Genomic DNA, 13,881 nt, shown 5'->3' with positions numbered 1-13,881 from the left:
GAGAGCGAGAGGACTTCGTCATTGCCGGCCAGTACGAGTTCGTGCTCCCCGCGAACGTCGCCGGCCCGGCGAGCGAACACGCCGATTTCGTCGTCTTCACGGGGGGCGTGCCCTTCGCGGCCGTACACTGGTTCCACGTCGCGCTCTTCCTGAATTACGTCGAGGATGCTGCTGGCCGTTCCCGACGGGGCGTCGACTTTGCGGTTGTGGTGAGTCTCCATGAGTTCGAGGTCGTAGTCGTCGAGCGTGCCGACGGCCTCGCTGATGAGACGCTGGAGGACCTGAATCCCCTGTGAGAAATTCGTGGCTTTCAGCAGCGGAATCTCCTCGCTGGCGTCTTGCAGGCGGGCCAGCCCGTCCTCGTCGAAGCCGGTGGTTCCGACGACCATCGGGACGCCCGCCTCGACGCAGGCCTCGGCGACGGTCAGCGCACCCTTAGGGACGGCGAAATCGACCACAACGTCCACGTCGTACTCCCGGAGCGCAGCGGCGGCCTCGGCCGGGTGGACGACCGGGACGTCGTCAACCGCATCCGTGTCGCTGGTCGCGAAGCCGACCACGACCTCGCTGTCGGTGGCGGCCTCGATGACGGCCCCGCCCATCTGGCCGGTGACGCCGTTGACCGCCACTCGCGTCATCGCTCGGCCTCCGCGTACTCGTCTTCGAGGTCTTCGGTTTCGAGCGTGGCGAGCACGTCACGCAGGTGGTCGAGGTGTTCGTCGGACAGGCGGGTCAGCGGCGAGCGGAGGTGTGCTGGGCCGTAGCCCCGGATTCGCATCGCCTCCTTGACTGGAATGGGGTTGGTCTCGACGAACATCGCGCGGAACAGCGGCCCGAGTTCGTGATGAATCGCTTGCGCTCGCTCGAAGTCGCCAGACAGCGCCGCCCCGACCATGGCGCAGGTGCGCTCCGGTTCGATGTTGGCCGAGACAGAGATACAACCAGTTCCACCGACTGACAGCATCGGTAGCGTCATCCCGTCGTCACCGGACAGCACCGCGAAGTCCTCGTCTCGTGTGCGCTCGATGATCTCGGAAATCTGGTTCATGTCGCCGCTCGCGGCCTTGTATGCGCGGATGTTCGGGTGCGACGCGAGTTCGGCCGCCGTGTCCGGCTCGATGTTCTGGCCCGTCCGCGAGGGGACGTTGTAGACGATCTGTGGCAGGTCGACAGCGTCGGCCAGGGTCGTGTAGTGGTCGATAAACCCCTGCTGTTCGGGCTTGTTGTAGTACGGCGAGATGAGCAACAGGGCATCAGCGCCGGCCTCGGCGGAGCGCCGCGATAGCTCCAGTGCTTCCTTGGTGTTGTTCGACCCTGAGCCGGCGATGACTGGCACGTCGTCGACGGCGTCGATGACCGCCTCGACAACCTCGATGTGTTCGTCGTGGGAGAGCGTCGCCGATTCGCCGGTCGAGCCGACGGGCACGAGTCCGTCCACGCCGGCGGATTCGAGCCGCTGGGCGTCGTCTCTGAGTGTTTCGAAGTCAATACTGCCGTCTTGATGGAATGGCGTGCACATCGCTGGGAACACGCCGTGGAAGTCAATCGCTGTCATTGCTGTGTGTCTGGTGTCGCTGTGGGTTCGGTTGTCCGGTCGGAAACGGTGCGGTAGCCGGCCGATACCGCCGGCTGTTGTGTGTCAAACGACCTGACCCGAGACGGAGTCGCCACGTCCGCCACGAGTCGCTAAAACGTCGGCTTGCGCTTTGCGCGGACGACGCCCTCACCGGGGAGCCATGAAGCGGTTCCGGACTGACGGCGTCGTCGCATGGTCGAGTAACTGCGTGTGACCGACTTAGCTTTTGTGTTCTCGCGGTCGCCGTTCACAGTGTGTTCGAAGCGCTATCGAATCGGGGACGGCGCGACTGCACCTGTAAAGTTGAGTACTGCCTGAAACAACCGGTCAGTAGACGTGCATATTGGTCATACCCATTTCCTCGCGCTCAGCCCCAGATTGATTCTGGAACCGAGATGAGGAGAATAACGAAGACAACGAGCGTCCCGAGGCCGAGCATTCGCAGGACTCCCGCTGAACGTCGTCGATTCGGGGGCAGGAATTCCGCGAACCCAGAGAACGCAAACGCGATACCCAAAAAGAGCATGTTGTGAGGGCCGTCGAGTACAATACCGAAATACACCCACCCAAGGATGCAGATGAACGAGAAGAGTGAGAAAAGGAGCCCCTTCTGCCGTCCGTCTGGCTCACGAAATAACATTCGCTGAATTGTCATACACATACTGACAGACGGTTGATTTAATAAATTGTCCGGCTGCACTGCCCGGATGTCCGGTTGCTGTATTGATATATTCTCTGCACGGATAGAACTGCTGAACCGACAACAACTGGTTAGTTGGGGCATAATTACCCCGCTGTTTCACGTTTGTATCCCGAAAGCATATTCGGGCCGATAGCCAATACCTGATATGACAGTTTCCCAGCCGGGACAGCGCGTGGCCGTACTGGCCGACGCGCAAAACCTCTATCACACTGCCCGGAGTCTTTACTCGCGGAACATCGACTACGAGGCACTACTGGAAGAGGCCGTTGACGGCCGCGAACTGACCCGTGCTATCGCCTACGTCATCCGAGCGGACTCGCCCGAAGAAGAGTCGTTTTTCGAAGCGCTCGTCGACATTGGCTTCGAGACACGCATCAAGGACATCAAGACGTTTCAGGACGGATCGAAGAAAGCCGACTGGGATGTCGGGATGAGCCTCGACGCCGTCTCGCTGGCGAATCACGTCGATACAGTAGTGCTCTGTACCGGCGACGGGGATTTCGCTCGCGTGTGTCGATATCTCCGCCACGAGGGCTGTCGCGTCGAAGCGATGGGATTCGAGGAGTCGTCCTCCGAAGACCTCAAAGCGGCCGTTGATGGATTTATCGACATGAGCGACGACTCCGACCGGTTCCTGCTGTAGCCGAATCAGTGTCCGGGCGGTCGCTCCGCCGCTCTGTCCACTGCTGTTCACCCACGTAACCGACATTCTCCCGCGGTTTTCTGCGGTTCGACGGGCCTACAGCTACGGTGTTTGGGTTGCTGTCGAAGGAAAAGGTTCTCTCGGCGGTTAGACCGGGCGACCGTCTTCTGACGTTCCAACGAGGAGCGCTCCGGCGGCCAGCCCCAGCGCAGCCAGCGCTCCGGCAGCGGCCGGGATGCCGATGTCGATTGCCCCTGTACCAAGGATGAGCACGCTGCTGATCGCCAGCAGCAGAGCGCCCAGCATTACTTTTCGCGTGTCTGTAGCCATATCACCAATCCCTAAGAAGTCATCCGGTATAAATTTCCCCAAAACCGATGGAGGAAAGTATGGGACAGGACAGCAATACCCATATTTCTCCTGCGAAACGCCACCGCTCCAGCTCGGCAGCACGGTATTTCGGGCCCACCTGCACAACTGAAGCAGTACATACATCCCCTCGTAGTGCCCCCGACCAGTTGGGTCATAGCGACAGCATGTTGCCACGTGTTGAGGCGTGTCGGTACACCCTCGCGGCTGCTCGTCACGGACCAGGCGCGAGATAGAGACCCACTGCAGTTCCAGGCATCGTCGTCGGACCTCCGACACGGATTGGATACAGAGGCACACGCCCCGCACACTCGGGCCGGGGCGAGTGACGGAGCGAACCACTGGCATTCCGGTTCGAGTCTGTCACCCAGAGGGCCGGACCGCTGATTCGGAACGGACCGGGGGGAGTGGCACTCAACATCGCCACACAATTTCTGTCGGCCGTGGTTCGGGCAGCCACGGTCTGGCACACATTTCGTTTCGGATTCCACTGGATAGTGGCACGGACGGAACCGAAAGGCGGTTTATCACCCGGCATCGAACACGGGCAATGAGTGACGATGAGTTCCGCGGGCTCCGGCGTGCAGCCGACTACCAGTTCGGCGGTGGCGGCGGGACGGCGCTGTTCGCAGGTCCCGATACCCTCGACGTAACACACACCAGCTCCGGCCGTCCGCGGCAGGTCCATGCCACGGATGGCCGGATCGCTACGTACGGCGACGACGGGCGCTTTCGGCTCGGACTCGCCGGCGGGAACCGGCTCCTTGATGCATTCGACGGGCCGCGACACCGCGTGGTCGTTGGCGACGAGAGCGAGCCGTTCATCCGCGAGGGCCGCAACGCCTTCGCGAAGTTTGTGCAGTCCGCCGACAGCGCCCTCCGTCCGGGCGACGAAGCCCTCGTCGTCCACGAAGACGGCTATCTGCTCGCCGTCGGCCGCGCGGAACTGCCCGGCAGCGGCATGGACGACTTCGAGACGGGGATGGCCGTGAAAGTCCGGCAGGGCGCAGAGGACTGAGACGGAGTGGCGTCGTGACCGCCCGGTACGTGCCGACCCCGGGGTTGGGACTCTCCGGCCCTGCTCGACACCATCCCGTATGACAAAAAGCATTTGCTGCTCCCGTCGGGACGAGCGATATGCGCCGCCGCACCCTCCTCGCCGCGCTCGCGCTCTCCCCAGTCGCCGGCTGTGTTGCGCCCGGTGACGACACGGCGACGAACGGCTCGACGACACCGACAGCCACAGCGACGCCAGCGGAACAGTCGACAGCACCCGTTACCGAAACACCGCAGGACACGCCGACACCGACAGTAACGCCCGCCCCCGACGACCCGATCCTGTTTATCATCGACAACGACACGGACAGTGAACAGACTGTCACACTCACCATCACACGGGACGAAGCGACGGTGCTCGATGAGACGGAGACGCTGGTTGCCGGCGAGTCCGCCGAGTATGACCCGACCATCGGTGCGACCGGAACATACACGATTACCGTCGCGGTCGCTGGCGGTCCCAGCCGGACTATCGAACGGAATATCGGTCGGTTCGCGGTCAGCAGCGGCTCGAATCACTTTGTCGATATTACCGCTGACGAGATCAGAATATACTGGGAAGAGTAGTCACAGCACCAGTCCCGACTGCAGTAGCCACACTAGCAGCGTGACCGTTACGGCACTTGCGATGGTCGTCAGGAACACCGTTGCACTGACGAGTTCGCTCGGCGACTGGTCCCCTGTCCCATGGCTGAACGCGCCAACGAGGATGATGGTCGTCACGCCGGTCGGCGTCGCCAGCAGTAGCACGACGACCCGCGCGACCGTCTGGTTCTGGAACCCGACTACGAGCACTGCGGCGAACGCGAACACTGGCGCGAGCAGGAGTTTCAATGCGCTGGCGATACCGACGGACTGGAAGTCGCTGTTCCCGTCGACGTTCGAGAGTTGAATCCCGAGGATGAGCAACATCACTGGAATCGACGCGTTGCCAAGCAGTTCCAGCGTCTGCATCACTGTCGACTCCGTCGGCGGTACTGCGCCGAACCACCGGAGTGCCAGCGCCACGACGACGGCGTAGATGAGCGGTACACCGAACACGCGACGCATATCCGCCAGCGGGCTGCCGCCGCTGCCCCGCGCGGCGATGTAGATGCCGACGGTGTAGAGCAACACGCCCTGCAGTGCGGTCACGAGGACGGCCGTGCTCCGCCCCGTCGCACCGAAGGCGAAATCCGCCAGTGGAATGCCGTAGTTCCCGGTGTTGGGAAAGATAGACACGAGGACAAACGCGCCCAGCAAGGGTTCCGAGTGGCCCGTGAGGCGACCGACACCCTCTGCGATGAGGACCATTGCGGCGGTGAACAACACGACGGCGAGGACGACGCTCAGAATCGTGTCGCCGGCCAGCGAGGACGTGGTCAGGCTGTGGACGACGAGCGCCGGTGCGAGGACGTACACCGTGATGGTGTTGAGCGCGTCGGGGTCGGTGCCTTGCAGTCGGCCGAGCGCGAAGCCCGCCGCAGCGACGGCGACGACCGGGAGGATCGCCGTGGCGAAGATCGACAGTAGTGACACGGCGGGGATGCACGGGCGAGCCTTAGAATCGTTACGAAGCCGTGGGTGTGTGCCGGTTTCGTCCGGTCGACGGGCCTGTCCCGCGACAAACGTCGGTCCGAGTCCGGGTCGCTACGCTTTTCTGCCCTGCCCCGCCAGTCCTACGTATGTTTGGCGGAGGCGGCGGGATGAACCCGCGCAAGATGAAGCAGATGATGGAACAGATGGGCATCGACATGGAGGACATCGATGCGCAGGAAGTAATTATCCGAACACCTGACGAGGAACTCGTCTTCGACGACGCGGAGGTCCAGCTCATGGAAGCCCAGGGCCAGAAAACGTATCAGGTCGTCGGCGAGCCTGAGAGCCGCGAACTCGGCTCCGGCGAAGGCTCGGCCGCGGCCGACGACGCCGACGAGAGTGGCAGCGACGCCGGCGTCGACGAGGACGACGTCGAACTCGTCGCGATGCGGGCCGGCGTTGACGAAGACACCGCGCGAGAGGCGCTCGAAGCCAACGACGGCGACCTCGCGGACGCGGTCGACGAACTGGAGTAACGTGGCGTACCTCTTCGTCCACGAAGACCGCGAGTACCTGCTGGACCCCGGCGAGCGGTTCGAATCCGACCTCGGCATTCTGGAAGTGCCCGAAGACGTGGAACCGGGCGATGTCGTCGAGACGCATCTGGGGACCGGCTTCACCGTCCGTCGACTCCGCGGCCCGGACCTGTTTACCCACCTCGAACGCACCGGCGCGCCGATGATGCCCCGCGACGTGGGGCTGGTCGTCGGCAAGACCGGGGTAGCCGCTGCGGACCGTGTCCTCGATGCCGGGACCGGGACCGGCATCCTCAGCGCGTACATGGGCCGTATCGGCGCTGACGTAGTTACTTACGAGCAGGACCCAGAGTTCGCCGAGGTAGCGCGCCAGAACATGGAGATCGCCGGCGTCGCTGATACCGTCGAGGTCCGGACCGGTGACATTACGGACGACCTCGACGACCTCTCGGGCTTTGACGTGCTGACACTCGACACCGAAGACGCACCGACCGTGGTCGAGCGAACGCCTACGCTGCTGGACCGCGGCGGGTCGCTGGCGGTGTACTCCCCGTTCGTGGAGAACACGCGCGAAGTCGTCGCAGCGGCCACCGAGGTCGGCCTCGACGGCGTCGAAACGCTTGACACCATCCAGCGGGAGATGGACTTCGACGACCGCGGCTCCCGCCCATCGACCGGTGGCGTCGGTCACACCGGATACCTGACATTCGCGCGGCGGCCCTGACGGCCTCCGTCGGTCTGCTCACCCCCTGTTGTTGGGGTCGACTTTAAACATGTAGGAGTGCGTATGGTATACTGCATGAGCGAATCAGAGACGCCGATGGAGACGACAACCTGGCCAGACCTCGCAATCGGGCTCTACGACCGCCTGACTGGCCGCAATGCCGAAATAACGTACGACTTCGACGACATGGAAGTCGATGTCCCGAGCAAGGCCGGCGAGGACGCCGAGCACGCTCGCTGGCGGGTCGACGGCACGCTGACTATCACGACACGCGACAACGACTGACAGTGGTCACCACGACGAAGGCGGTCGGTGATCTGTTCGACCTGATCGAGCGAAAGCCGGACCTCCTCGTCGACGCCGACCTGACCGTCGAGCGGGACGGGGTCGCGTTCACCGTCCGCGGATACGACGACCTCGTCGCCGTCGACTTCCCGTCGTTCGGGGCGGCGCTCGATCTCTGGCGGGATCGACTGGTCGGAGGACGGGACGCCGCCGCGGCGCTGGCCGCTGCCGGACTGACGGCTGAAATCCGCGTTCGCGGAGCGCCCGTTGCCCGCCTCGGCGCGGACGCCGTTCCGAGTTCGCTTGCAAACCGACTCGGTCTCGGGCCGATCCAACTGTTCCTCGACGGCGCGCTCCTGGCGATTACGCCACGGCGCGAATGAGGGAAAGCAGTTCGGCCCGGTAGTCCGACGGCGTCCGCCGGAGCGGTTCAGGCGGATTTTCCACACTCAAGAGGGTCGCCAGCGACCGGTCGGGATACGCCCCAGCGGCGATACGGAACCCGTCGCCGTGCCAGACGCCAACCCAGCCGGTAATCGACAGCGTCGCGTCGATCGCTTCGAGATCGAGTTCGGCGCTGTAGGTCCGGAGCCGCGCTCGGTCGCCGCTGTCCACGCGGACTCGTTCTCTCCGCCCGCGCTCGATGGACTCGAACCCCCTGTCGGCCAGTTCATCGGCGAAGGCTGACTGGGCCTCTGAGCGGACTGTCGGGAGAATCATCGCCGGTCCGATGCCCGGCGCAAGCGGCGGGGTAAACGATAGTGCGGTCGCGAAAAAGAACCGCCACTGGTGGTCGAGCCCGATTGCGTCCCGGACGGCCTCACGCGTCTCGGCAGCATCGTACACCTTCGTCGCCCCCTCGACGCGGGCCGTCGGTAATTGAAAGACTATTTCGACGCTCTCGTCGACGAGCTCCCAGCCGCCATCGCGTAACTGGTCAGCGGGTACGTCCGGGTACGCGGGGTCAGTGGGCACGGGCTGGCCTCAGTGGTCGTCCTCTCGCCACTTGTGTTCGCACTCGGTGCAGGTGAAAAACCGAGTCTCGGACTCGTCGGCCGCGCGGATCTGCTTCATTTCGTAGAAGGCCCGCTCGTTGCCACACTCGGGACAGCGAGCGCCCGTCGTCGGCCCCATGTCTTCGGCATCGACCTCGGAGGTGTCGACGACTTCCGACTCCTCCTGGCCCTGCGTGGTGACGGCCATCTCCTGTTCGGCCTCGGCGTTTCGAGCCTTTTCGTAGCCGCAGCTACCACAGACCCAGCGCTCGTCGTCCGTTTTCATCATCGAACCGCATTCGTCGCAAAACTCCATTGTAGTACCACCGTTTGCTTGCCGACCGTGTTAAACACCCGGTTTCGCCCGGGCCGTTCTCTCTCCGTGTTGCCGTGTAGTGTGGAACGAACAATAAAATCGGCGTGTCGACCGTCTCAGTCGTTTCGAACCCACGCCGAGCAGGCTTCCATGTCGTCCATGACTTCGCCGTGGAACGAACAGTACGGCTCGATGTCGCCGTCCTGCATCACATACTCGAAATGCCGGCAGTTCCCGCAGTATGTGTCTGGTTCGCCCTGATGGACCGCCGTCTCGGTGATCGCATCGCGTCCCGTCGTCGCCGTACCGCCGTCAGCCGACGGCGTTGCTTCCGGGCCTGCCTCAGCTATTCTCGGGTCGAGTGTGTTCTCGGAGGGGCCGGTCTGGTCTGCTCCACTTGAGGCGGTGGTTTGCTGACCGGTGCTCGAACGAGTGTTCGCCTGACGGCCCGACTGTCGCTCCGTCGCTGTACCGCTGCCCGACTGTCGATTGGACCGCGTGCTGCGGTCAGACTGCGTGTCCCCCGTCGGTTGCCGACGGCGGCTGTTGGCCCTGCGTGTATCGTTCGAGCGCTGTCCGGTCCCGCCGTCGCTGACAGCGCCCTCGGTACCCGTCCCCGGCCGATTCGTCTGCGTCTCGACTGTGCCGTCCGGGTCCTGTCCGAAAAATCCGATGCCGCCCAGCCCCGGGAGCGTTCGGGCTTCTTCGACGAGGCGAATCGTTCCTTCCTCGGTCACCTCCATGCGTGCCGTCCCACCGGGGTCGTTTCGCGTCTTGAACGTCGCAAGCGACGCGAACAGGCACCAGAACGTCGTTACGATACCAGCGAAGTAGACGACGCCGGTAAGCAGTGCCAGCAGCGGGTCGCTGCTGGTCCAGCTGTAGGGGTACAGCGACTGGAACAGGCCGACGCCGCCCGCCGCGACACCTGTTCCGCCGAGCGCAGTCAACCGGATTCGACGACTGGCCGGCAATACCGCGAACACGCCGAGAATAACCGACGGCAGCCCGAGCCCGGCGATGATGCCGGCGACTCGCCTGGCTGCGTAAGCGTCCAGCCCGTATCTGTTTCCGACGGCGGTCGTTGCGAGTGCGATTGCCCCGACGAGTCCGGCAACACCAACGAGAAACAGAGCCGTCCCGACGAGTTGCTGGCGACGCGATGCGACGCGTCCAACCTCTCCTTCGTACACGTCGGTGAGACTAGTCATGCAGTACACTACTGCTACATCCGATAAAACTACCCGTCAGACAGATGCATGACGCGGGCACGCGCGTACGCAGTCCGACAGATACGCGAGCCGTTCCGAAAGCACTAATCGGACCCACGGGCACTGTTCGGGTATGAGCGACGACGAAAGCGAGGACGCGGAGGAGCCGGCTGTCGAACTCGGCGACGGACCTGACGTTACCGGTGCGCCGCTTTCCCGCGTCTCGGCCCGGCTCACCTGGGGCATCGAACACAGCACTATCGTCGACCGCGAGGGTGACACGACGGTTCGGACGCCCGACGGCCCGCAGGAACTGGCAACGGTGCTTGAGGACGTCGACGTGCCGTATTTCTCCGACCGCCAGGAGTTCGAGAGTGCAGTCCGAGATGTCCTCGGGACCGGTCCTGTTCCGACCGAGTAATCTGGGTAGCGGACTTTTGTCTGGCCGGACATGGCCACATCATCTGGTCTAGCAGTGGTCCGTCTGACGACATGGGCCGTGTGGCACTGCTTTCTACGCGGCATTCCGCCATCGTATTTGAACCACAGGGTTTGATACCGTCTGTTGTGGAGACAGCGTGTGTTCCGTAGGAGGGGGATGTCTTGGAAAGAGCAAACGGCATTCGCTATCTGGGGACTCGGGGTTATCATCGTTCTCCGAACCCTGTATGATGTCTTCGGCGTGGAGGGGCGCGAATTAGCTATCGTTGCTGTTGTCCTGTTCTTTGGCTCGTTCTACGGTGTGTTCATGCCAGTCTGGCGACGGCTCTCTGCGGAGTGAAGCACAAGAAGAGCGTCTGTGCGGTCACAGCGTGTCAGCGGTCCGACGCAGTACGGTTCGCTACCGTAGCGCCACAACACAACAGCGTACAGTTACCGCATATTTTCGAGCGCACACACTGTGTCGGAGATAATCCACTCCGTCTCACAGTCGGCGTGCTCGATACTGAGCGCGTTGAAGGTCTCTCGTCCGTCATCGACCGTTATTTCGAACGCTCGGCTACGAAGCGACTCCGGATGGGGACTCGGTGGGGACACACATCACCCTCATAGGGTGGGACCGATAAACGAGTCGATTCGCGGCGAGAGAGCCGTAACGCGCCGATTGGCCGCCGTCTGGCGATTGGTCAGGATTCGGCTCGGTCGCTCACTTCGGCTCTGCCGCGGCGCTTCCCGAACAGGTACGCGGCGACAATGAGTGCGAGGGGAACGACGAGAAACAGTCCCATCATGACGAGGAGAATGACCAGTTCGATAGCGCCGGGCATTCCGGGAAACAGGAGGAGGGCCATACCCATCGTACATCCGCCCGTCGCAAAAAGCCACCTGCCAAGCGAGCGTTGGGACTCGCCCCCACGGCGTCAGGCTTAGACGTGTGGCTCCGGCAGGAGGTCGTCGAACGCCTGCGCGTCCAGCCACTCACAGAGCCTGACAAGCTGTTCGGTCGCGGCCTCGAACATCTCCGCGCCCTTCTCGGCCGTCGCGTCCGTCTGGTCGCCCAGAACGCCGTTGTCGGTGTTATCGGCGGCGTCGTAGAAGGTCCGTGAGCCGTATTTGTTTGTCTCTGCCGCCTCGACGCTCGGAATCCCGCCGTCCCGTGCGTCTTCGAGGCGGTCGGCGTGAACCAGTTCGGAGCGCAGGTGTTGAATCATGGCCGTCTCTTTCGGCCCGCCGTGTGGCCCGTTCTGCTCGAACAGGTCGTCCACGAGGTCCGGGATGCTCTCGTCCCACATCCACTCGATAGCGTACAGCACTTCATCGTCCCGGAGCCGGCGGCCGACCTCCCGGAGGTGCTCGATATTCCCGCCGTGGGCGTTCACGTAGATGACCCGGTCGATGCCGTGGTACGCCAGATTCCGAGTGAACGATTCGACGTAGTCACGAAACACCGGCGCGTCGACCCACATCGTCCCGTTGAACTGCCTGTGATGGGGGCTCACGCCGACGTTGATCGTCGGGGTGCAGAGGTAGCCAGTCCTGTCGGCGGCTTCCCGGGCGAAGGCTTCTCCGATGAGGTGGTCGGTCGCCAGCGGGAGGTGCGGCCCGTGTTGTTCGGTCGATCCGAGCGGGACGAGCGCGAGCGACTCCGTCTCGAAATAGTCGTCGAGGTCCGGCCAGGTCTCGTCAGCGAGATACATATCACGTGCTGGAACGGGCGAGTCTTCAATCTGTGCCTCGTGACGACCGTTACGCTGGGAGTAGGCGAGGGAGGACGTGCTCAGTCGAATAGCTCGTAGACGCGAGCCTCGTACGGCGCGAGCGTCACCGTTCCCGGGTCCGTGTCGTCACAGTCGTAGTTGCCCTCGAGCAGCGTCGCATCGGCGTACTCGACCGGGAGGTCGAGGGTCTCCGTTGCGTCGTCGAAATGCAAGACGACGAGGATTCGCTCGGTTCCCGAGTCCGCCGACAACGACCGTGTGAAGGCGAAGACAGTTTCGTGGTCGGGGAGCAGGTCGGTGTAGTCCCCGTACACCAGCACGTCCCTGTCGGCGCGCAACTGGATGAGCCGCTGGTAGTAGCTGTAGACGGAATCCACATCGGCTTGCTGGTCGGCAGCGTTGATCTCTCTGTAGTTCGGATTGACCTGAATCCAGGGGTCGCCGTCGGTGAAACCGGCGTTTTTCGAGTCGTCCCATTGCATTGGCGTTCGAGCGTTGTCGCGGGTCCGGTAGCCGACGATATCTTTCACGTCATCGTACTCCTCGACCCCGTCTCGGTCGAGTAGTTCCCGTGCGTGGTTGATCGCGTCCACGTCGCGGAGGTCGTCCATCGTCTCCCAGTCGGCGTTCGTCATCCCGAGTTCCTGCCCCTGATAGACGTATGGCGTGCCACGGAGCGTGAGGATGAACGTTCCGAGTAGCTTTGCGGATTCCCGGCGATAGTTCTCGGGGTCGCCGTAGCGGGAAACGCTCCGCGGCTGGTCGTGGTTCTCCCAGTACAGCGTGTTCCAGCCGTCCGCCGCCAGCCCGTCCTGCCAGCGGCCGATGATACGCTTCAGTTCCGGCAGGCTCCAGTCACCGACAGACCACCGCTCGCCGTCAGCGTAATCGAGTTTCGTGTGCTGGAAGTGAAACGCCATGTCCAGCGGGCCGTCTGTGTCGGCGTACTCGAGAGCCGATTCGACGGTGAGCTGTGGCATCTCCCCGACGGTCATCACGTCATAGTTCGATAGCACTTCCTCATCTAACGCCGTCAGGTACGACAGCATCTCCGGGCCGTCGATGAAATGCTCGGCGCCGACCCACTCGCTGTCCGGGTCGCCGTCGGGCAGCCCCTCGACTTTCGACAGAAGGTTGATGACATCCATCCGGAAGCCGTCGATGCCCTTCTCCAGCCACCACTCGATGGTGTCGAAGATGTCCGTCCGGACCGAATCGTTGCGCCAGTTCAGGTCCGGCTGTGAGGTGTCGTACAGGTGGAGGAAGTACTCGCTGCGCTCCTCGTCGTACTCCCACGCGGAGCCCCCGAAGAAGGACTCCCAGTTGTTCGGCGGCACGGGGTCGCCGTCTTCATCTGTCCCGCCCTCGCGCCAGATGTAATAGTCCTCATACTCCGGGTCGCGCTGGCGGGATTTCCGAAACCACTCGTGCTGGTCCGACGTGTGATTGACGACGAGGTCCATGACGAGCCGCATATCCCGGTTGTGGACCTCTTCAACCAGCGCTTCCCAGTCGGCCATCGTCCCGAACTCGTCGTAGATGGTCTGATAATCGCTGATGTCGTAGCCGTTGTCCTTCTGGGGAGAGTCATACACCGGGTTGAGCCAGATGACATCGACGCCGAGGTCGGCGACGTAATCCAGGCGCTCGATGATGCCCTGCAAGTCGCCGACGCCATCGCCGTCGCTGTCGTTGAAGCTCCGGGGATAGATCTGGTAGACGACTGCTTCCTTCCACCAGGCGCGCGCTGCGGTCATACACAGGGGTAGCCTGACACGTCGCTTAAATCC

General features: G+C 63.1%; 21 protein-coding genes. 9 read left to right on the top strand and 12 right to left on the bottom strand.

All coding sequences use genetic code 11. The features are described from left to right. From dapB to G9463_RS17085, 3 genes are all read right to left on the bottom strand, one after another. The coding region (gene dapB, locus G9463_RS17095) for a 4-hydroxy-tetrahydrodipicolinate reductase (RefSeq protein WP_165897343.1) at nt 1–638 on the bottom strand (638 nt) is incomplete at its 3' end. Further along, complete coding sequence (dapA, locus tag G9463_RS17090; protein WP_004962963.1) at nt 635–1,555, bottom strand: 4-hydroxy-tetrahydrodipicolinate synthase; 921 nt, start codon at nt 1,553–1,555, stop codon at nt 635–637. The genes dapA and dapB, both read right to left, overlap by 4 nt. A 388-nt stretch (nt 1,556–1,943) precedes the next feature. Then, complete coding sequence (locus G9463_RS17085) at nt 1,944–2,231, bottom strand: hypothetical protein (RefSeq protein WP_004962960.1); 288 nt, start codon at nt 2,229–2,231, stop codon at nt 1,944–1,946. A gap of 193 nt (nt 2,232–2,424) precedes the next feature. Between G9463_RS17085 and G9463_RS17080 the strand changes: the two genes are divergently transcribed. Then, nucleotides 2,425–2,922 carry an NYN domain-containing protein gene (locus G9463_RS17080; RefSeq protein ID WP_004516675.1) on the top strand — a complete coding sequence of 166 codons (498 nt, stop codon included), beginning with the start codon at nt 2,425–2,427 and terminating at the stop codon, nt 2,920–2,922. A 147-nt stretch (nt 2,923–3,069) separates the two neighbouring features. Here G9463_RS17080 and G9463_RS17075 read toward each other — a convergent pair whose 3' ends face one another. Then, the gene (locus G9463_RS17075; protein WP_049919236.1) at nt 3,070–3,252 is read right to left on the bottom strand and encodes a hypothetical protein; all 183 of its coding nucleotides are present in this window, start codon (nt 3,250–3,252) and stop codon (nt 3,070–3,072) included. Nucleotides 3,253–3,841: 589 nt separating this feature from the next. Between G9463_RS17075 and G9463_RS17070 the strand changes: the two genes are divergently transcribed. Continuing rightward, nucleotides 3,842–4,309, top strand: a complete 468-nt coding sequence (locus G9463_RS17070) for a PUA domain-containing protein (RefSeq protein WP_011222890.1) — start codon at nt 3,842–3,844, stop codon at nt 4,307–4,309. Nucleotides 4,310–4,428: 119 nt separating this feature from the next. Further along, entirely contained in the window at nt 4,429–4,914 is a 486-nt protein-coding gene (locus G9463_RS17065; protein WP_165897342.1) for a hypothetical protein, read from the top strand. Here the strand turns inward: G9463_RS17065 and G9463_RS17060 are convergent, their stop codons facing one another. Beyond that, nucleotides 4,915–5,865, bottom strand: a complete 951-nt coding sequence (locus G9463_RS17060; protein WP_165897341.1) for an AEC family transporter — start codon at nt 5,863–5,865, stop codon at nt 4,915–4,917. Between the two features lie 146 nt (nt 5,866–6,011). On the opposite strand from G9463_RS17060, the gene G9463_RS17055 reads away from it, so the two are divergent. From G9463_RS17055 to G9463_RS17040, 4 genes are all read left to right on the top strand, one after another. Next, nucleotides 6,012–6,401 carry a nascent polypeptide-associated complex protein gene (locus tag G9463_RS17055; protein ID WP_007188327.1) on the top strand — a complete coding sequence of 130 codons (390 nt, stop codon included), beginning with the start codon at nt 6,012–6,014 and terminating at the stop codon, nt 6,399–6,401. A gap of 1 nt (nt 6,402) precedes the next feature. After that, the gene (locus tag G9463_RS17050) at nt 6,403–7,125 is read left to right on the top strand and encodes a methyltransferase domain-containing protein (protein WP_165897344.1); all 723 of its coding nucleotides are present in this window, start codon (nt 6,403–6,405) and stop codon (nt 7,123–7,125) included. A 75-nt stretch (nt 7,126–7,200) separates the two neighbouring features. Continuing rightward, nucleotides 7,201–7,410: a hypothetical protein gene (locus tag G9463_RS17045; protein ID WP_004962941.1), complete on the top strand. Its 210-nt coding sequence runs from the start codon at nt 7,201–7,203 to the stop codon at nt 7,408–7,410. 2 nt (nt 7,411–7,412) lie between these two features. Further along, nucleotides 7,413–7,793 carry a hypothetical protein gene (locus G9463_RS17040; protein ID WP_121302670.1) on the top strand — a complete coding sequence of 127 codons (381 nt, stop codon included), beginning with the start codon at nt 7,413–7,415 and terminating at the stop codon, nt 7,791–7,793. Here G9463_RS17040 and G9463_RS17035 read toward each other — a convergent pair. From G9463_RS17035 to G9463_RS17025, 3 genes are all read right to left on the bottom strand, one after another. Continuing rightward, complete coding sequence (locus tag G9463_RS17035) at nt 7,774–8,385, bottom strand: hypothetical protein (RefSeq protein WP_165897340.1); 612 nt, start codon at nt 8,383–8,385, stop codon at nt 7,774–7,776. The two genes, G9463_RS17040 and G9463_RS17035, sit on opposite strands and share 20 nt — an antisense overlap. Nucleotides 8,386–8,394: 9 nt before the next feature. Next, on the bottom strand, nt 8,395–8,721 hold the full coding sequence (locus G9463_RS17030; protein WP_011222897.1) for a transcription factor S: 327 nt from the start codon (nt 8,719–8,721) through the stop codon (nt 8,395–8,397). Between the two features lie 116 nt (nt 8,722–8,837). Beyond that, nucleotides 8,838–9,932 (bottom strand): hypothetical protein, encoded by a 1,095-nt coding sequence (locus G9463_RS17025; RefSeq protein WP_121302674.1) that lies wholly within the window; start codon nt 9,930–9,932, stop codon nt 8,838–8,840. Between the two features lie 133 nt (nt 9,933–10,065). Here G9463_RS17025 and G9463_RS17020 point away from each other — a divergent pair, with 133 nt between their 5' ends. Next, nucleotides 10,066–10,353 carry a DUF5789 family protein gene (locus G9463_RS17020; RefSeq protein WP_004962927.1) on the top strand — a complete coding sequence of 96 codons (288 nt, stop codon included), beginning with the start codon at nt 10,066–10,068 and terminating at the stop codon, nt 10,351–10,353. 159 nt (nt 10,354–10,512) lie between these two features. After that, nucleotides 10,513–10,713 (top strand): hypothetical protein, encoded by a 201-nt coding sequence (locus G9463_RS17015; protein ID WP_004962924.1) that lies wholly within the window; start codon nt 10,513–10,515, stop codon nt 10,711–10,713. Between the two features lie 92 nt (nt 10,714–10,805). Here the strand turns inward: G9463_RS17015 and G9463_RS17010 are convergent, their stop codons facing one another. The 4 genes from G9463_RS17010 to G9463_RS16995 all read right to left on the bottom strand — a co-directional run bounded on the left by G9463_RS17010 (nt 10,806) and on the right by G9463_RS16995 (nt 13,848). Further along, the gene (locus tag G9463_RS17010; protein ID WP_004962921.1) at nt 10,806–10,970 is read right to left on the bottom strand and encodes a hypothetical protein; all 165 of its coding nucleotides are present in this window, start codon (nt 10,968–10,970) and stop codon (nt 10,806–10,808) included. Nucleotides 10,971–11,059: 89 nt separating this feature from the next. Beyond that, nucleotides 11,060–11,224, bottom strand: a complete 165-nt coding sequence (locus G9463_RS17005) for a hypothetical protein (RefSeq protein ID WP_007188331.1) — start codon at nt 11,222–11,224, stop codon at nt 11,060–11,062. Nucleotides 11,225–11,299: 75 nt separating this feature from the next. After that, entirely contained in the window at nt 11,300–12,070 is a 771-nt protein-coding gene (locus G9463_RS17000) for a creatininase family protein (RefSeq protein ID WP_165897339.1), read from the bottom strand. Nucleotides 12,071–12,150: 80 nt separating this feature from the next. Beyond that, nucleotides 12,151–13,848 carry an alpha-glucosidase gene (locus G9463_RS16995; RefSeq protein ID WP_011222899.1) on the bottom strand — a complete coding sequence of 566 codons (1,698 nt, stop codon included), beginning with the start codon at nt 13,846–13,848 and terminating at the stop codon, nt 12,151–12,153. Nucleotides 13,849–13,881 lie beyond the last annotated feature (33 nt).

The organism is Haloarcula sp. JP-Z28, from assembly GCF_011440255.1.
GTDB classification, from domain to species: Archaea; Halobacteriota; Halobacteria; order Halobacteriales; family Haloarculaceae; genus Haloarcula; species Haloarcula marismortui.
The sequence above is the reverse complement of the archived record's forward strand: the minus strand, read 5'-3'. Positions and strand labels throughout refer to the sequence as shown.